The 17,290-nt window shown below is 58.7% G+C and carries 13 protein-coding genes and 2 pseudogenes; 12 read left to right on the top strand and 3 right to left on the bottom strand.

The genetic code is table 11. The annotated features are described in order from the left end of the window. Nucleotides 1–62 precede the first annotated feature (62 nt). The 4 genes from CAF63_RS27820 to CAF63_RS27805 all read left to right on the top strand — a co-directional run bounded on the left by CAF63_RS27820 (nucleotide 63) and on the right by CAF63_RS27805 (nucleotide 3,726). Nucleotides 63–2,000 (top strand): TonB-dependent siderophore receptor, encoded by a 1,938-nt coding sequence (locus CAF63_RS27820; protein ID WP_085690582.1) that lies wholly within the window; start codon nucleotides 63–65, stop codon nucleotides 1,998–2,000. Then, nucleotides 2,000–2,359 carry a ferredoxin gene (locus CAF63_RS27815; RefSeq protein ID WP_085690563.1) on the top strand — a complete coding sequence of 120 codons (360 nt, stop codon included), beginning with the start codon at nucleotides 2,000–2,002 and terminating at the stop codon, nucleotides 2,357–2,359. The genes CAF63_RS27820 and CAF63_RS27815 overlap by 1 nt, the downstream gene beginning before the upstream one ends. After that, nucleotides 2,356–3,282 (top strand): ABC transporter substrate-binding protein, encoded by a 927-nt coding sequence (locus CAF63_RS27810; protein ID WP_085690562.1) that lies wholly within the window; start codon nucleotides 2,356–2,358, stop codon nucleotides 3,280–3,282. Before CAF63_RS27815 ends, CAF63_RS27810 begins: the two co-directional genes overlap by 4 nt. A gap of 99 nt (nucleotides 3,283–3,381) precedes the next feature. Further along, entirely contained in the window at nucleotides 3,382–3,726 is a 345-nt protein-coding gene (locus CAF63_RS27805) for a hypothetical protein (RefSeq protein WP_085690561.1), read from the top strand. Between the two features lie 82 nt (nucleotides 3,727–3,808). On the opposite strand, the gene CAF63_RS27800 is transcribed toward CAF63_RS27805, so the two are convergent. Continuing rightward, nucleotides 3,809–4,255, bottom strand: a complete 447-nt coding sequence (locus tag CAF63_RS27800) for an anti-virulence regulator CigR family protein (RefSeq protein WP_085690560.1) — start codon at nucleotides 4,253–4,255, stop codon at nucleotides 3,809–3,811. A 213-nt stretch (nucleotides 4,256–4,468) separates the two neighbouring features. Between CAF63_RS27800 and CAF63_RS27795 the strand changes: the two are divergent. From CAF63_RS27795 to CAF63_RS27765, 7 genes and pseudogenes are all read left to right on the top strand, one after another. After that, nucleotides 4,469–4,899: pseudogene (locus tag CAF63_RS27795) on the top strand (bleomycin resistance protein). A gap of 159 nt (nucleotides 4,900–5,058) precedes the next feature. After that, nucleotides 5,059–5,169: pseudogene (locus tag CAF63_RS27790) on the top strand (gamma-glutamylcyclotransferase); the annotation flags it as partial. A 21-nt stretch (nucleotides 5,170–5,190) separates the two neighbouring features. Continuing rightward, entirely contained in the window at nucleotides 5,191–5,883 is a 693-nt protein-coding gene (locus CAF63_RS27785; RefSeq protein WP_085690559.1) for a phytanoyl-CoA dioxygenase family protein, read from the top strand. Between the two features lie 57 nt (nucleotides 5,884–5,940). Further along, complete coding sequence (locus CAF63_RS27780; protein ID WP_085690558.1) at nucleotides 5,941–6,858, top strand: helix-turn-helix domain-containing GNAT family N-acetyltransferase; 918 nt, start codon at nucleotides 5,941–5,943, stop codon at nucleotides 6,856–6,858. Between the two features lie 192 nt (nucleotides 6,859–7,050). Next, nucleotides 7,051–9,309 (top strand): hypothetical protein, encoded by a 2,259-nt coding sequence (locus CAF63_RS27775; RefSeq protein ID WP_178081334.1) that lies wholly within the window; start codon nucleotides 7,051–7,053, stop codon nucleotides 9,307–9,309. Then, nucleotides 9,299–10,804 carry an MBL fold metallo-hydrolase gene (locus CAF63_RS27770; RefSeq protein ID WP_085690557.1) on the top strand — a complete coding sequence of 502 codons (1,506 nt, stop codon included), beginning with the start codon at nucleotides 9,299–9,301 and terminating at the stop codon, nucleotides 10,802–10,804. The genes CAF63_RS27775 and CAF63_RS27770 overlap by 11 nt, the downstream gene beginning before the upstream one ends. 168 nt (nucleotides 10,805–10,972) lie before the next feature. Continuing rightward, nucleotides 10,973–15,115, top strand: coding sequence for a CheR family methyltransferase (locus CAF63_RS27765; RefSeq protein WP_085690556.1), 4,143 nt, complete (start codon nucleotides 10,973–10,975; stop codon nucleotides 15,113–15,115). Between the two features lie 4 nt (nucleotides 15,116–15,119). Here CAF63_RS27765 and CAF63_RS27760 read toward each other — a convergent pair whose 3' ends face one another. Then, on the bottom strand, nucleotides 15,120–15,659 hold the full coding sequence (locus CAF63_RS27760; RefSeq protein WP_085690555.1) for a hypothetical protein: 540 nt from the start codon (nucleotides 15,657–15,659) through the stop codon (nucleotides 15,120–15,122). Between the two features lie 118 nt (nucleotides 15,660–15,777). Continuing rightward, the gene (locus CAF63_RS27755; RefSeq protein ID WP_085690554.1) at nucleotides 15,778–16,323 is read right to left on the bottom strand and encodes a GNAT family N-acetyltransferase; all 546 of its coding nucleotides are present in this window, start codon (nucleotides 16,321–16,323) and stop codon (nucleotides 15,778–15,780) included. Between the two features lie 517 nt (nucleotides 16,324–16,840). On the opposite strand from CAF63_RS27755, the gene CAF63_RS27750 reads away from it, so the two are divergent. Next, nucleotides 16,841–17,203: a DUF6124 family protein gene (locus CAF63_RS27750; protein ID WP_085690553.1), complete on the top strand. Its 363-nt coding sequence runs from the start codon at nucleotides 16,841–16,843 to the stop codon at nucleotides 17,201–17,203. Nucleotides 17,204–17,290: the final 87 nt, after the last annotated feature.

Raw genomic sequence — 17,290 nt, 5'->3', positions numbered from 1 at the left:
GTCGGCGTGTGCGCGATGCCTTCTCTTGCATGCTCTTCTGCGAAGATCCTTTCGAGAAGACGATGATCAAACCTTTCAACACTCCGGCTCCATCCCTGTTGTTCGGCTGTCTGTTCAGCCCTCTGTTGCAGGCGGACGACGCGCCGCTCGAACTCCACCAGCAAATCGTTTCCGCGCCGTCGGTGGAGTCCACCACCGTGGCCGACATGGTGCAGTTCGGCAGCAAGATCGAGGTTGTCACCCGCGAGCAGATCGAGCGCGCCGGCCCCAGCGCCGATGTCAGCCGCGTGATGCAGATGTTCATTCCCGGCCTGTACGTCGCGCCGAAAAACGGCCCGTTCGACTACGGCACCTATTCCCTGCTCGGCGGGCGCAACGACGACACGCTGGTCCTGCTCGACGGCGTGCGTCTGAACAATCGCCTGTACGGCGGTTTGTACCTCGACACTTTGCCGGCCAATGCCATCGAACGCATCGAAGTGCTGAAGGGTGGGCAGAGCCTGTTGTTCGGCACCCAAGCGGTGTCGGGCGTGATCAACATCGTCACCCGCAGCCCGCACAGCCGCAAAGCCTCCGGTGAAGTGAACATGGGCCTGGACACCTTCGGCGGCACCACCGGAGATGCGCGAGTCGAGAATATTTTCAGCAACGGCTATGGCGATCTGGGCTTGCTGGCCTACGTCAGCCATAACGTCTCGGACGGCTATCAACCGTTTCGCAATCGCGACCTGAAAAACGTCACCGAGAAGAAACGCGCCTATGAAGTCACGACGTTCGGCGGCAAGGCGTTTCAGTCCTTCGGAGATGACAAACGCCTGGAGCTGTTCTACCAATACGCCGACGCCAACCTCGATTTCGCCCGCCCGGTGGACAACCACAAGACCACCAACGACCGCGTCCAGCAGATCGCCACGGCGACCTTCGAACAGACTCTCAACGAGCGCCTGAGCTACTTCATCAAAGGTCATATCAACGACTGGGACACCCGCTACACGCGCATCAACAACACCGCCAATGGCGGCACCCGAACCATCAATCACAACGACTACTGGGGCTTCACCGACTGGGGCGTGCAGGCCGAAGGCAAGGCGCAATTGCCCGGCGGGCACGTGCTGGTGTTTGGTACGGACAACCAGTGGTTCAAGGGTCAGGACGATGTGCTGATCATCGACAACGACAAGGCCGAAGCCCACGCGCTGTACACCCAATTGCGCCCGCAGTTCGACGCCCTGCCCGACTGGCATCCGAGCATCGGCATCCGTCATGAGGCCATGGGTGGTGGCGACAGTGCCACGGTCGGCATGCTCACTTCGCTGTATGACCTGAACGAAAACTGGGCCCTGCGCGGGCAGTACGGCACTGCCTACAAACTGCCGAACGCCGAGCAACTGTTCGTCAACGAACCGGGCGACGAGTTGGGCAACCGTAATCTGAAACCGGAGAAAAGTCGCAACGCCGAGCTCGGTCTGGATTACAAAGGCCTGCTGCTCGACCGCGAGTTCAGCGCCAGCGTCACCCTGTTCAAACGCAAGATCGACGACCTGATCACCCTCGACGACATCCAGTGGGTCAACGGCCAGGGCCGGGTGCAGATGCGCGGTTTCGAGGCGGACGCCAGACTGGCGCTCAACGAGCAATGGAGCCTCCAGGCGGACATGACTCGCAACCTCACCGAGTCGCGTGCTGGCGTGACGCTGAACGATGTGCCGAGCTTTTTCGCCCGTTCACGCATTGGCTATGAGTCGGTCGACCGGATGTGGGGCGTCGGTGGCGCGATCCGCTATATCCGCGACGTGATCAGCTCGAAACAGGTCGAGTACGGCCACTATTCGGTGGTGGACACCGACGCTTATCGCTATCTCGACGGCGCCCATCAGCACCGGGTAAGCCTGCTGGTGGAGAACCTGTTCGACCGCGACTACGTCACCAGTCGCTCGAACAACGTCGACAACCTCGGGCGGCCATTCACCTCCGAAGTCCGCTACACGTATCGCTTCTGATGGCTGACATCATCACCACCGACGGCGTCGATTCGCATCCGGACTGGTCGCATGTTCCCGAGCATGCGCGCCACGTGTTCCTCTGCACCGGCCCGCGCTGCACCCAGCGCGGCGCCTTGCAGCTATGGAAAACCCTGCGCCGGCATCTGCTGGCGCATGACCGCATAGAAACGCCGGGCGGCGTTCTGCTGACCCGCACCCATTGTCAGTTCCCGTGCAACCTGGGGCCGATCGTGACGGTGTATCCAGAAGCGTGCTGGTACGGCGTGCGCAGTCACGCGGATGCACAACGACTAGTTGAGGGACATCTGGTGGGCGGAGAAGTGGTCGAGGATCTGCTGATAAGGGCGCGCACATGAACAGGCTCGTTTTTTGGGGCGCCCTGCTGTGCACATGTCCCGTCTGGGCCGACAGTTATCGCAACTGCGGCGAGACCTGGAAGGCACCGGCCGCATCACCTTCGCGAATCGTCGCCCTCAATCAGCACGCCGCCGATCTGGTACTCGCACTGGGTGCAGGCCCGGCGCTGGCGGGCGTCGCCTATCTGGATGACAACGGTGCGCCGCAGTCCGAGTATTTCGGCGCGCCGGTGATTGCGCCGCGCTATCCGTCGAGCGAAGTGCTGTACTCACAGAAACCGGATCTGGTGATCGGTGGGTTCGCGTCGGCCTTCGGCAATGGCGTGACGTCGCGCAGCGGGCTGGGGCGTAACGGCGTGGCGTCCTATCTGCTGGAGTCGGCGTGCAACGGGCACTCACTGGACTACTTCGAACACATCCGCAACGACGTCTCGACCCTCGGCGCGCTGCTGCACAAACAGCCGCGAGCCCGGGAACTGAGTAATGCGCTGGACGCTGATCTGAACCGCGCTCGGTCACTGGCCGGCTCGGGCAAACCGTTGTCAGTGTTTTATCTGGACAGTGAGGTCAACGGCCTCGACAGCGAGGGCCGACGGGGTTTCGTCACTCCGCTGCTGGCTGCTGCCGGTGCACGCAACCTGTTTGCCGACATCAACCAGTACCGCGTGACCGTGAGCCGCGAAACCCTGCTCGCCAGTGACCCGGACGTGATCCTGCTGGCCGATGCGCAATGGTCGCCGGCCAGTCGCAAGCGTCAGTTACTGACGCAGGATCCGGTGTTGTCGACCCTGCGGGCGGTGCGCGAGAACCGGATGATCGACATTCCCTTCACCCGTCTGCTGCCCACGGTGGACAGCGGCCGCGTGGCGCTGGATTTGGCGCAGCAATTCAGAGCACTTCAGGCGACCGAGCCCAATCATTGACCGCTTCAATAACAACCATTAATTCAATGAAGTTCTCATATCGAATCCAAAGCGTAGGATCTGCTCCATACCAACCCACTGCACACGGAGTACAGAACCATGAAACGCCAAACCCTCCTCGGTATCGCCTTCTCGCTCTTCGCCCTGAATGCTTTTGCCGCGACTGAAACCGATCCACTGTTCAGCGATGCGGTTGCTGCCGCGACTGAAACCGATCCACTGTTCAGCGATGCGGTTGCTGCCGCGACCCAAACCGATCCGTTGTTCAGTGACGCCGTTGCCGCTGCGACCCAGACTGATCCACTGTTCAGTGACGCCGTAGCCGCGACCGAGACTGATCCGCTGTTCAGCGATGCGGTAGCCGCAACCGAGACTGATCCACTGTTCAGCGATGCAGTTGCCGAAGGTGGTTCTGACCGTCTGATCGAACGTCGTAACGTCTGAATGCAGGGTTTTACCGCAGTACTCGACAAAAGCCCGGCCTTATCCGCCGGGCTTTTTTATAAAATGGGGACAGATCTATTTTTCAATCGAAGGCACCATTGAGCACTTCATAAATCAGCCCGGTGGCCAGCGCGACCAGGATCAGATCGGTGCCGACCTGCTGCCACTCATAGCCGTCGTAGTGCGGCAGTCTGCCGATCAGTCGACCATCGAGTTTCTTAGCTATCCCGGGCGGCAGCGGTTTGCCCCGGGCCAGGTTCTTCTGGATGCCGGGCGGCAACGCCGGGCCCGGGGTCCAGTAACCACGATACTCGTCCACAATCCCGATCACTCCGGCATGGTTGATACTCGGGCCATGCCCCTGATACCCGCCCCCGCCTTTTTTCCCCTGATTGCCATGGTCCTGGCTGTTATGCGGATTGCCTTTGCCCTGTCCCTTTCCGTTGCCGGGATCGGCCAGCGCTGTCAGCGAACTGCTCAGCACTGCAATACAGGTCGTGGTCGCAATCAATGTGCGTAAACCGGACATCGGCTGTTCCTTGAATTAATGGGTATCTGTGGATTCTAGTCAGTTTTTTACAGGTATCTAGAGACGGCTCTGTCATCGCGGTTTGTGACGATTTTCGATGCGTGCAGCTTTCGGTGCTCCCCTATTCGCGCTTACCACGCGCCCTACTCGCATTGCCGCGGGGAAGAGGTCTGGCGCCGCCGTCCCGACTTCATCGAAAAGGAATTCCACCCCATGATTGAACGCAACAAACGGGTTCCAGAATTAATGGTCACGAATCTGCAGGCCAGCCTCGTTTTCTGGGTCTCCTGCCTGGGATTCAACGTCGCTTATCAACGCCCGGAAGATGGCTTCGCTTATCTCGACCTGAATGGCGCTCAGGTCATGCTCGAACAGATTGAACCAGATGCAGGCCAGTGGCTGACGGCGGATCTGAGCAAGCCTTTCGGAAGAGGCGTCAATCTGCAGATCGACGTTGAGGCGGTTGCTCCCATCATCGAAAAATTGGGCGCCCTCAAGTCTCACTTTATAAAACCTGCAAAGACACGTGGTATCGCGCTGACGATGTTGAAGTCGGCCAGCGTGAATTTCTCGTCCAGGATCCGGACGGTTACCTCTTAAGACTGGTAGAACGTCTGGGCGAACGCCCTGTTTGCCCGATTTGATCAAGGAAGATAAAAACAATGAAAAACGCTTACGGCATCATTTGCGGGGACGGAGGCGCTCGTTCGCGTGAGCAATCCAGCAACAAGTGGTGGCGTTGATCGACGGATTCCTGAGCCGGTCGACGCAGAACTGATCGCGGTGTTGCCTGCACATCGCGGCACTGGACCGCGCTGGATGAGTTTGAAGGGGCTGAGTATCAGCGCGTGTTGACCAAGGTGACGCTGGACGACGGCGCAATCGTCGAGGCTTTTGTCTACGCTCTGCGCTAGCCAACAAAACCGGGGACGTCTGTGGCTGACCGCGAGCAACTCCACCGAAACGGCTACGTGCTGCTGCGCCAGGCAATTGCGCCGGCATGGCTGGACAGGCTTCGCGTTGTCTTCGATGCAGGCCTGAAGCCTTCAAACGAATGGCCCGTGCCCCGCGGCATCGACTGGCGCCATTCACAGCTGGACACTGACGCCACCGTACAGACCGTGTGCCGACTGCCACACTTGCTGTCGGTCGTGGGCGAGTTGATCGGCGAACGCTTCTTCCTCTCTCAGGTCGAGGGCCGCGAACCGCTCGCCAATGGCGGCCTCCAGCAGTTGCACCGCGACTTGTCGGTGCAACGCCCCGGCGACACCGTCAACGCGCTGGTGTACCTCGACGATTACGGCCCCGAAAACGGCGCAACCCGCCTTGTTCCCGGCAGCCATCGCCCTGCACCGAACGACCCTGCGTTCGACTTCACTGACGAGTCCCGAGCCGTGCAACTGACGGGCAACGCGGGCGACATCCTGATCTTCGATGCCGACCTGATTCACGCCGGGAGCCTGAACGCCAGCGGCACACGCCGGCGCTCCCTGTTGATCACCTTTTTTTCCGAATCGCTCTATGCAACACACCTGGAAACGGTGAGCCTCAGAAGCATACGAATGGACACGACTGAGCGGTTCGATCCGGAAGACTTTGCGTTCGGGATCATCAAATCATTCATTTGACTTGTTTGCTTTAGGCAACTATATAGTTGCCTAAAGCAAACATATGAGCATCACGCCATGTCTACGATTACCGACCGCGCCGACATCGTCCGCCAGTTCAACCGTTTCTACACCCATCAGATCGGCGTGTTGCAGGAACACCTGCTGCAAAGCGATTACTCGCTGACCGAGCTGCGCATCCTTTATGAACTCGCCTCGGGCGGTGACCTGACCAGCGCCGACCTGCGGCAGATGCTCAGCCTGGACGCTGGTTACATGAGCCGGATCATCAGCGGTTTCGACAAAAAGGGTCTGATCCAGAAAGTCCCTTCCGCCACCGATGCCCGCGCGAGTCAGTTGCACATCACCGATCTTGGCCGCGAGATCCTGGCCCCACTTGAGCAAGCCTCCCGGCAAGAGGTCGTCACCCTGCTCGAACGCCTGACCGAGCCGCAGCAACTGCAACTGATTGCGTCCATGAAGCAGATCCAGGCACTGCTCGAAGGCGGCCAGCCGACGACCTACCTGCTGCGCGATCCGCAACCCGGCGACATGGGCCTGGTGGTGCATCAGCAGACCGCAATCTACAGCCGCGAATACGGCTGGAATTCGGAGTTCGAAGCGCTGGTGGCCGAGATCGTCGCCAAATACCTGCGCGAGTTCGACCCCACCGGCGAGCGCTGCTGGATTGCGGAAAAGGACGGCAAGGTTGTGGGTTCGGTGTTCGTCGTCCGCCACGACGAAACCACCGCCAAACTGCGCATGCTCTACGTCGATGCCAGTGCACGGGGCCTGGGAATCGGCAACCGACTAGTCGAGGAGTGCCTGCGCTTTGCCCGTGATGTCGGCTACAAAAAGATGATTCTGTGGACCACCAGCAATCTGGTGGACGCCCGCCGGTTGTATCAGCGGGCGGGGTTTGAGCTGGTTGAGGAAGAGCCGATATTCAGCTTTGGCAAGGAGCTTGTCAGTCAGACGTGGGCGATTGAATTTTAGGATTCGATTCTTTCGACACAGACGCGAAGCGCCCAAGGTTTGGTGCCTGTTCTGCGTAATCCAGAACGCACCAAAGCCTTGGGCGTTTTGTTTTTTCGAGTGCGGGAAAGCGGAGTCGTTTCCAGGACTGGAAGCCATTGCAAAATGGGCTAGAACCATTCAGATCGGTTCACTCATCAAGGGAGAGAAGAGATGGGGCAACAAAAGGCAAACAAAGCGCAAGCGCCAGCCTCTGCCAGGGATCTTCAGAAACCCTCTGCTTCGCAATCCGGATGGGGCTGGCTCGACATGATCCTGGGCGACGTCCGTCTTGGTTCGGGACAGCCACCCGAGACAGTCGAGATGTTCGCGCTCGAGTTGACACAGATGGCCCAGCGCAACCGGCTGGTAAATGACGCGATCCCGGACAGCGATGGCACCACCAGCGTTGCACCGGCCTTGCTCAACCGTTACCTCGAAGTGGCACTGGATGCGGGCAATCCATCGCCACCGTTGAAAGCCTTCCTGGAGCAACAGCTGGGCCGTCGACAAGCCACCGCTACCCCGGCAGTGGTCACCCCGGGACCTAGAATAGAGCGCAAAGCCAAAGTGCTGCCCACACCACCGCGACGCTTGCGGGTGTATGCACTGGATCCTTCCATCGCCAAGACACTGGATTCTGTCGATATCAACCAGACCGTCATCCACGTCCCTTGGGAAGAAGATCTCAAGCCCGGCCCGGTTGGCGAATACCTGGAGATTGTCGACATTGACCCGGCCTCCGATCGCCTTTACGACCCGGTCAACCTGAATGATCCAAAGCTGTTGGCTCAAGATGGATGGCCGCCCTCCGAAGGCAATCCCGAATTCCATCAGCAGATGGTGTACGCCGTCGCGATGAAGACCATCAAGAACTTCGAGGAAGCGCTTGGCCGGCGGGTTCTCTGGGCCGCGCGATGGGCAAACGTCACCGGCGCAAACGGTCAATCACAGCTCAAGGCCTACACGGTGCGCCGTTTGCGAATCTACCCTCACGCGCTGCGCACCGACAATGCCTATTACAGCCCTGACAAGGTTGCGCTGCTGTTCGGCTACTTCCAGTCTCAATCCGATCCGGCCGGTAACACACCCGGCGGCACCATGGTGTTTTCATGCCTGTCGAGCGACATCATTGCCCATGAAATGTCCCATGCGCTGCTGGACGGTCTGCACCGGCGTTTCCAGGATGCATCGAACCCTGACGTGCCGGCCTTCCACGAAGCCTTCGCCGACATCGTCGCGATCTTCCAGCACTTCTCGATTCCCGAGCTGGTGCGTTTTCAAGTGCGCCAGGCTCACGGTGTTCTCGACGCGGCCAAACTGTTGGGTTCGCTGGCCAAGCAGTTTGGCGAAGGGACTAACCGTGGAGGCCCGTTGCGCGACTATCTTGCCAAGGGTGAGAAGCCCAAATATCCCGACGAGATGGAGATGCATGCGCGAGGTTCGATCCTCGTATCGGCGGTCTACGAGGCGTTTCTGAGCATTGTCGACCGTCGTACAGCAGACCTGATCCGTATTGCCACGAATGGCACCGGCCTCCTTCCCAAAGGCGCTCTCCCTCCCGATCTGGTCGAGCGACTGACGGAGGAAACCTGCAAGGCTGCGCGGCATGTCCTGCGCATATGCATCCGTGCGCTGGATTACTGTCCCGCTGTGGACATTACTTTCGGCGAGTATCTGCGGGCGCTCATCACCGCGGACATCGATCTGGTCGCCGTGGACAGATTCCACTACCGCGTCGCTTTCATGGACGCCTTCCGCAAACGCAACCTGCTGCCCCGAGACGTGCGAACGGTCTCGGAGGAATCGCTAGCCTGGGGCACGCTCGCCAATCCCCGGCCCGAGTGGCTGGCAAAACTGGTGGAGGATCTCGACTTCGGATGGGATCTGAAGCTTGACAGAGAAGAAGTCCAGAGGCTCAACGAGACCAATCGCTGGAAACTTTGGACACGGCTCAACGACCTTTTGAAAAAGAATCCTGAGCTGTACGTGGAGTTCGGTCTGCTTCCCGGTGTGCCGAGGTACTCCGCCGATGGCGTACTGGAACAGGCCGCGCCCCCCGGCGGAACCACTTTCGATGTCCCCAGCGTGCGCCCTGCACGCCGCGTGACACCCGATGGCGGGTTTCAGACCGAAGTGGTTGCAACGATCATGCAACGCCGACCAGTTCCTGTGGACCCGAATAATCCGAACGGTCCGCAAATGTGGTTCCGTGGCGGCACGACACTCATCCTGGATCCGCGTAAGAACGCCTGCGAAGTCCGTTACGCCATCGTCAAGAACAGCGGCAGCGAAAGCCGTCTGGCCCGACAACGACAACAAGCCTCAAGCGGCTCCATGAGCGCTCTGCAGGCCCTCTATTTCGCGTCCGAGACCGTTGAACCGTTCGCGCTGCTGCACGCTTCAAATGGAGGATTCGGCCATGCCCAATAAGCATCCGGGATTTACTATCCGTCATTACTGCCAAGGCATCGGTGACTGTCATCTGCTGCGCTTCGAAAAAGACAACGGCGAACCGTTCTGGATGCTCATCGACTGCGGGATTCACACGTCGATCAAGGGCGGGTCGCAAATCATCGACGACATCGTCGCCGACATTGCCACGCAAACCAAAGGCAAAATCGATGTCGTGGTGCTGACGCACGAGCACACCGATCACATCTCTGCTTTCAGGGAATCGTCGAACCGGTTCGAGAACATCAAGGTCGACGAAGTGTGGATGGCCTGGACGGAATCGCCGACGGACCCTGACGCTCAAGAGCTGGACAAGTTCAAGCAGCAGGCCCTGAGCGCGCTCTCGGGCGCCAGTCGACAGTTACACGGCGTGGCACACCTTGAATCGGCAAAGGCGACTGCGCCACTGCGTGAGGGCATCGACGAACTCCTGGCGTTCAGCTTCGGTGCCCAGGGCGAAACGGTGCGCGGGATGCGGGATGCCGCCGGCCGCCTTGCCAGCAAAGGCATCAAATACCTGGAGCCAGGCCAGGCCCCTATCGATATTCCCGGCATGCCCGCGGTACGGGCGTACGTGCTGGCACCGTCGCGAAAACCTGAATACTTCAATATCGTGGATCGGGTTGGCGAGCGCTATCAGATGGCAAGTGATGAGAATGGGCTGCGCGTTGCCGAGACGCTTTCAAGCGCATTCTCTGCGGCTGCAACAGGCAGCGACTTCACTGACCTGACCGCCCCTTTCGACCCCAGCCAGGGCACCCCGCTGGCCGAAGTGCAGCAGTCGGGCAAGTCACGCAACTCCGTGGCCGCGTTCGCGCAAGCTCACTACTACGGCCCAAGCGAACGCGCGCCGCTTATAGCCTCCAGAAAACGCGTGAAAACCACCGACGCCAACGAAACCGATCAGGCCTGGCGCAGGATCGACTTCGACTGGATGAGCGCTGCCGGCTCGCTGGCGATGCAGCTCGACAACAAGACCAACAACACCAGCCTCGTACTCGCCTTCGAGATCGTCGAAACCGGTCGTGTCTTTCTCTTCGCCGCCGATGCGCAGATCGGCAACTGGCTGAGTTGGCAAGATGCAAACTGGACGATGGCGGACGAAAGCACCGTGACCGGCACGGACCTGCTGAACAGGACCGTCTATTACAAGGTGGGGCATCACGGCAGCGAAAACGCGACTGCCAAAGCCAAAGGGATCGAACTGATGACGAGCCAGGACCTCACGGCCTTCATCCCCACCAACGAGGACGATGCAAAAAATGTGAAATGGGGCGAGATGCCCTACCACTCACTCATGGCAGCACTTGATGCCCAGTGCGGTCCGCGCGTCGTTCGCGCCGACAACCCGAAACTCTTGGCTGGTCAGGTGCCTTTTGACGCACCCTCCGGATCCATCCATGCAGTGCGGGTGGGTACGGTCGGTAACGGTGGGGATCAACGCCGGACATGGGTCGAGTTTGACGTTGGGTAGCGTCGCAGGACTGACGTGGTGGAAGGCTTAAGCGCTGCAGTACTGGCATAGCGCAACCACTCACTGGGGGTCGCTCAGCCAAAATCCGGACATTACCACCAAGGATTTTGGAGTAGGATGGATGGAATGCCGGCAAGGATTTTGCTGCAATCACCAAGGCGCCGCCCCATGAAGTCTTCCGCTGAACGCTCCTCCAATGTCCCGAAGCGCAAAGAGCTGATTCCCAGCACCCTGTCTTTTCCGGTCGTGGGCATCGGCGCGTCAGCGGGTGGCCTGCAAGCTATCAAGTCGTTCTTCAAGCAAATGCCTGCGGACAATGGCATGGCTTTCGTGGTCATTCTTCACTTGTCGCCCGATCGCCAGAGCATTGCTCACAACATCATTCAGGAAGTCACCACGATGCCTGTGCGGCAGGTGATCGAAACGATGCACATCGAAAAAAACACGGTGTATGTCATTCCTCCGGCACATGAGCTTTTGATGAACGATGGTTATCTCGCGGTAACCCCCTCGAATCGCCAGACGGGCTCACATACCGTGATAGACCTGTTCTTCCGCGACCTGGCGGATGTACACAAGGAGCGCGCGTTTTGTCTGGTGATGTCCGGCACAGGTTCTGATGGCGCGGTCGGGCTTTCGCGGATCAAGGAGCAAGGGGGCGTCACTATCGTCCAGTCGCCAGAGGAAGCGGAGTTCGATGGAATGCCGCGCGCAGCCATTGATACGCAGATGGTCGATCTGGTGCTTCCCGAAGAAGAGATGCCGCAGAAACTCCTGGAGCTCTGGCGCAACTCACAAACCATTACATTGCCGACCGCGAACGACCCGCAATTCAAGGTGGCCGCGCCAACAAGCGAGCGCGACGCGGCCATTGCCGAACAATTGCTGCAAGACATTCTTTCGCAGTTGCGCACGGGCACCGGCCACGACTTCAAGCACTACAAGCGCGCCACCGTGCTGCGTCGAATCGAACGGCGTCTGCAGGTGACTGCCCAACCGGACCTGAATGCCTATTACCACTACCTGCAGGCCCATCCGGAAGAAACCAAAGCGTTGCTGGCTGACATGTTGATCGGCGTGACCAATTTCTTTCGTGACCGCGATGCCTTCGACGCGCTTGAGCACAACGTCATTCCAGGTCTGGTGAGCTCACTGCAGGACAGCCTGCCGTTGCGCGACGAGATTCGTGTCTGGTCGGCGGGATGCTCCACCGGCGAGGAGGCTTACAGCCTGGCGATGCTGTTGAGCGAGGAAATATCCTCGCGCGATTGCGCCGCCAAACTTCAGGTTTTCGCTACCGACATCGATGATCGCGCCATTGCCTATGGTCGCAACGGTGTTTATCCCGAGGCCATCAGCACCGATGTGCCTCACACGTACATGCGCCAGTATTTCACCCGCGATGACCAGCACTATCGGGTTCGCAAGGAGATCCGCGAAAAGGTGCTGTTCGCCAAACACAGCCTGTTGCTGGACCCGCCGTTTTCGCAGATCGACCTGATCGTCTGCCGGAACCTGCTGATCTATCTCGATCGCGAAGTGCAACGCGACATCATGCAGATGTTCCATTTTTCCTTGAAACCGGGTGGTTACCTGTTCCTCGGGTCCTCGGAGTCAGCTGATAGCTGTCCGGATCTGTTCGCCCCGGTCGACAAGCGTAACCGTATCTTCCGCGCCAAAAGCGTGTCAACCAGCACAAGGCGCGCGATGACCATGCCCCGCAGTGGCTATACACGAACCACGGTCGCCGGCAATTCCCCGGAAGCGGCAGCCGAGCGCAAGAACTCGTACGCTGACATTCATCTGCGGGCACTGGAAAAAGCCGCTCCCCCGAGCATCGTCGTCGATACCAATGCCAACATCCTGCACATGAGTGAAGGTGCAGGTCGTTTCCTGCGTTACGTGGCCGGGGAAATCTCTCGCAACCTGCTGACACTGGCCCACCCCGATCTTCGCCTGGAAATCCGCACGACCCTGTTTCAGGCGAATCAGACAGGCCTGCCGGTGACTTCGCGCAAAGTTCGTATCGAACGTGAGAAGAACAATTACCTGATCGACCTGACGGCCCATCCCTTCAAGGATGACGAGACCGACCACGAATACGTATTGGTGATATTCGAAGAAATGCAGGTCGAGCCCAACGTTCTGGCGGAGTTCGTCGCCAGTCAGACCGACAACCAGTTGCTGGCGAATCTGGAGCATGAGTTGCAGCGAACGAAGCTGCACTTGCAGGAAACCATCGAGCAATCGGAGGTTTCCAGTGAAGAGCTCAAGGCTTCGAACGAAGAGATGCAGGCCATCAACGAAGAGTTGCGCTCGGCCACCGAAGAACTGGAAACCAGCAAGGAAGAACTGCAATCGATCAACGAGGAGCTGTTGACGGTCAACCACGAGCTCAAGACCAAGGTTGAAGAAACCGACAAGATCAACGATTACTTGCGCAACCTGATCGCCTCCACCGATATTGCTACGGTGTTCATCGATCGCAACATGCGTATCCGCTGGTTCACCCCCAGGTCCACGGACATTTTCAGCATGTTGCCCCTCGACAAGGGACGCTCGTTGCTGGACATCACGCATCGACTGAATTACCCGGACATGGCCGAAGACGCCGCTACAGTGTTCGAGTCGCTGAACATGATCGAACGGGAAGTCAGCAGCATCGACAACCGCTGGTACATCGCGCGTCTGCTGCCTTATCGCTCGAGCGAAGATCACATTGATGGCACCGTCCTGACGTTCATCGACATCACCAAGCGGCGTGCGGCCGAAGACGAGTTGCGCCTGGGCGAGGAACGCATGCGCCTGGTGGCTGAAAGCACGCGTGAATTTGCCATCATCATTCTGGATGAAAACGGTGTGATCACCGACTGGAACACCGGTGCGGAACTGATCTTCGGTTACACCAAAACCGAAGTGCTCGGCGAATATTACGACCTGATATTTACCCCTGAGGATCGTGCCTCGGGCGTGCCGGAATCCGAACTGAGCGCGGCCCGGGTGCATGGCCGTGGCGAGGATGAGCGCTGGCATTTGCGCAAGGATGGCAGCCGGTTCTATTGCAGCGGCGAAGTCAGCCAGCTCAAGAGCGAAAGCCTGCAGGGGTATGTGAAGATTGCCCGTGACCTGACCGGTCACAAACGCATGCACGACGAGCAGTCCCAACGCCTGGCCGAAACCCAGACCAGCAGTCACCTCAAGGACGAGTTCTTCGCGGTGATGTCCCACGAACTCAAGCACCCGCTGAATCTCATTCAACTCAATGCCGAACTGTTGCGCCGCCTGCCCCTGACCAAAACAGCCGGCCCGGCCATGAAAGCCGTGAACACCATTTGCGATGCCGTAACCAGCCAGGCGCGGATCATCGACGATCTGCTGGATGTCGCAAGGGTGCGGACCGGCAAGCTCAAATTGCAAAAGCAGACTGTAGATCTGTGTCGCACGCTTCAGGATATCTACACTGTGGTCCTCAATGATCAGCACCCGTGCGAAATCACGCTTCAGGTCCCGCAACCGCCGGAAGCACCACTGATCCTCGAAGCCGATAGCACGCGCATTGAGCAGATCATCTGGAACCTGGTCAACAATGCCCTGAAGTTCACCCCCGAAAACGGGCGCGTCGAGATCATTGCCCGGCGCGTGGATAACATGGCCCGTGTTGACGTCATCGATTCGGGCGTGGGGCTCGCGAAAGACAACCTGAAGAACGTGTTCGACCTTTTCAGGCAAGCCGACAACCAGCACACCCGCCATCAACGCGGTGGCCTGGGCATTGGTCTGTCATTGGTTCGCCAGCTGGCAGAAGCTCACGGGGGTACTGTAGAGGTTAATTCCGAAGGCATTGGCCATGGGTGCACATTCACTCTGTTCCTGCCGCTTGCCTCGCAAATCGCACAGCAGGACGAAAGCGCCCGGACCACAGGTGATCAGGGTCGCTTGAGCGATCGAAAAATCTTGCTGCTGGATGACTCGGAGGACGTCCTGGAAATCCTGAAGATGCTTCTCGAAATGGAAGACGCCGACGTGGACGCATTCAGTGATCCGCTACTGGCTTTGAGCGCTGCTGAAAACGGTAATTATTGCTTGATCGTTTCAGATATCGGCATGCCGGTCATGGACGGCCATGCGTTCATTCGAGCCGTACGCCAGTTTGCTCATCTGCAAGACACACCCGCCATTGCTCTGAGCGGTTATGCCACCAGCGCTGACCAGATCAAGACCAGAGAATCGGGTTTCAACTTTCACGTCGGCAAGCCGGTTTCCCATGATGAATTCATGAACGTGATTGACGAGGCATGCAATGCGCGCTGATTGATCAGCGTAGATAAGTGCGTGGAATGGATGCCCGGCGATCGATCGCTTGCTGCAGGCGATCTTTATGTTCGGCCCATACGTTATCGGCAACGGTGGGCCGGCGCATCAAGTCAAGCATGGCCTCCTTGGCCGCGAGGTATTCCTCCCACGCATCTTGCGACTGAAGTTTCAAACGCTCCAGCTCGCACATTTCCATGCGTCTCAAGGCCATTTTGGTGTCATCGAGAATAACCGGGCTCAAGGTGAACTGGGGCAGATGAGGAGCCTTGAAGACCTCCGATGCCACGATGATCTGACGGGCACATTGCACGCCCCACTCAATTGCCGACGAAAGCGTATCGCCCGCCAGGCGTTCCTGAAACGCCTCACAGACCGCAGCGCCCTCTGCGGTGTAGATCCCGACAAATACCTGAGTCATCCGCTGGGACGTGAGGCGCGCCTGAACCTCGATCTGTCGTCCATCGCTGAGAAAGTCTTCATGCGTTTTTCCAGGCATACGCTTGTCGACCCATAGCCAGTACTGCGCGCCTCGACGTCGCATCGCACACCCCTCTTTTTGGGAACTCAGTTAGGCACAGGTTGATCTGAATTGCCAAGCCGGCGGTCGGCGGACCATCAATTGCCGTCAATGCTGACTCATGGCATTCCTCTTTTACGGCTCACAGAGCGTTTAGCCACTCGCTCCGCGTCATCTCCCATACCTCAACCTGCATGGCCCCGCAGACAAAATTCCCGTCCCGCGTGCCGATCATGCGCATGCCTTCATGCTGGGAAACCTTGCGCGAGCCGAGGTTGGCGGCAGCCTTGGGCACCTGCATGACCGGGCGTAACAATGTTTCGAACCAGTAAGCATTGACGACCTTACAGGCTTCACGCATGTAACCTTTGCCCTGATATTGCGGAGCGAGCCAGAAGCCTCTGTTGTTGCCAGGCTGGTCATACAGGCTGATGCTACCCATACGGCATTCAGGTTGAGTGCGCGTGCTAATCATCCAGTGCCACTCTTGTCCCGCAGCCATGGCAGGCAGAGCGATATCGCGCACGTAAACCAGCCCGCCATCCGACGGATAGGGCCATGGGACGCGACTGTCCAGATACCGAACAACCTCCCATTGCGGGAACAACTGCTGCACAGCCGCCGCATCGGACAGGCGTAGCGGCGTGAGGATCAGGCGGCTGGTGTATAGCGCGGGGAAGCAATCCATGGCATGAAATCCTTTGTGATCTCCGTGGCGTGTGTGAGCAGTACTTTCTCAGACCATTGGCGAGAGTGTCGAGTGTCAGCTTTCGGCTCGCCCTGCTGGTAAATAAATCAGTCGCCTTGTCTTTTTATTGAAGGAGCCATCGAACGTTGTTTAAGGGTTTCTGCCATTGCTGTTTAAAGACACTCTGCGTTACTTCCTCAAGGCTACAACGACTTGCGTCATTGCCTACGACTACGCCAGAATCCGCCGGCTTGTGCGTCTGGGACGCGGGTTCTATCGTTTCCGGGTCACTGAAAAACGGTGATGGGGTTTGGTAGCCCGCTTCGTTCTAGACTCATGGCGTCACCGTGTGCAGCCCTTTCTCGGGGCTCGGATTTCATGGTGGTCATGCGTGGGGCTCATTCGTGGGCGCCGGGTTCTAGTGCGACCGGTCTACCAACCCGCGTATGGCCGCCACCCAACGTTTGGTAGCGAAGGGTGATGGTTCCTTTTGGTAATCGCGCTAGAGGATTCATCCATGTTCAAACCAACACCCAACCCACCAGAAACCGATCCGGTTTCCCCCTACAAATTCCCCGATTCACGAACCCTGAACGAAGCCGCCGAACGCGCCCTTGATCACTACCTCACTCCGCAGCAACGGATCATGGGCAGCCACCACAAACACGACCCCATGTATCTGGCCAACCCGGCGTACAACACCGAATCCCTGCTCGCCAACGCCAGTGAATCATTGGGATCGGCGAGCGAAATGCTTAACAACTTTGCGGCCACGCTGGAACCTGCCCATCGCAAGACTGCGATCGGGATTGCGCAGCTGGTGATGTTGAGTGAGTTGGCGGTGAATCAGGCGTTGGATCATGTTGAGGTGAAGAGCTAAACGTTTGTCTTCTGCGGGCGGGTAAAACGCGTCGGCAGAGAGAGTGAGCGTTGACCGAAGCTGCCATGGGGAATGGCAGCTTTCGGC

The organism is Pseudomonas sp. B20(2017) (genome assembly GCF_002113125.1).
Classification (GTDB): Bacteria; Pseudomonadota; Gammaproteobacteria; order Pseudomonadales; family Pseudomonadaceae; genus Aquipseudomonas.
This window is presented reverse-complemented; position numbering and strand designations above follow the sequence as displayed.

Coding starts and splice junctions, on each gene's coding strand:
- CAF63_RS27820 (WP_085690582.1), top strand. CDS start 63: ATGATCAAACCTTTCAACACTCCGGCTCCATCCCTGTTGTTCGGCTGT.
- CAF63_RS27815 (WP_085690563.1), top strand. CDS start 2,000: ATGGCTGACATCATCACCACCGACGGCGTCGATTCGCATCCGGACTGG.
- CAF63_RS27810 (WP_085690562.1), top strand. CDS start 2,356: ATGAACAGGCTCGTTTTTTGGGGCGCCCTGCTGTGCACATGTCCCGTC.
- CAF63_RS27805 (WP_085690561.1), top strand. CDS start 3,382: ATGAAACGCCAAACCCTCCTCGGTATCGCCTTCTCGCTCTTCGCCCTG.
- CAF63_RS27800 (WP_085690560.1), bottom strand. CDS start 4,255: ATGTCCGGTTTACGCACATTGATTGCGACCACGACCTGTATTGCAGTG.
- CAF63_RS27780 (WP_085690558.1), top strand. CDS start 5,941: ATGTCTACGATTACCGACCGCGCCGACATCGTCCGCCAGTTCAACCGT.
- CAF63_RS27775 (WP_178081334.1), top strand. CDS start 7,051: ATGGGGCAACAAAAGGCAAACAAAGCGCAAGCGCCAGCCTCTGCCAGG.
- CAF63_RS27770 (WP_085690557.1), top strand. CDS start 9,299: ATGCCCAATAAGCATCCGGGATTTACTATCCGTCATTACTGCCAAGGC.
- CAF63_RS27765 (WP_085690556.1), top strand. CDS start 10,973: ATGAAGTCTTCCGCTGAACGCTCCTCCAATGTCCCGAAGCGCAAAGAG.
- CAF63_RS27760 (WP_085690555.1), bottom strand. CDS start 15,659: ATGCGACGTCGAGGCGCGCAGTACTGGCTATGGGTCGACAAGCGTATG.
- CAF63_RS27755 (WP_085690554.1), bottom strand. CDS start 16,323: ATGGATTGCTTCCCCGCGCTATACACCAGCCGCCTGATCCTCACGCCG.
- CAF63_RS27750 (WP_085690553.1), top strand. CDS start 16,841: ATGTTCAAACCAACACCCAACCCACCAGAAACCGATCCGGTTTCCCCC.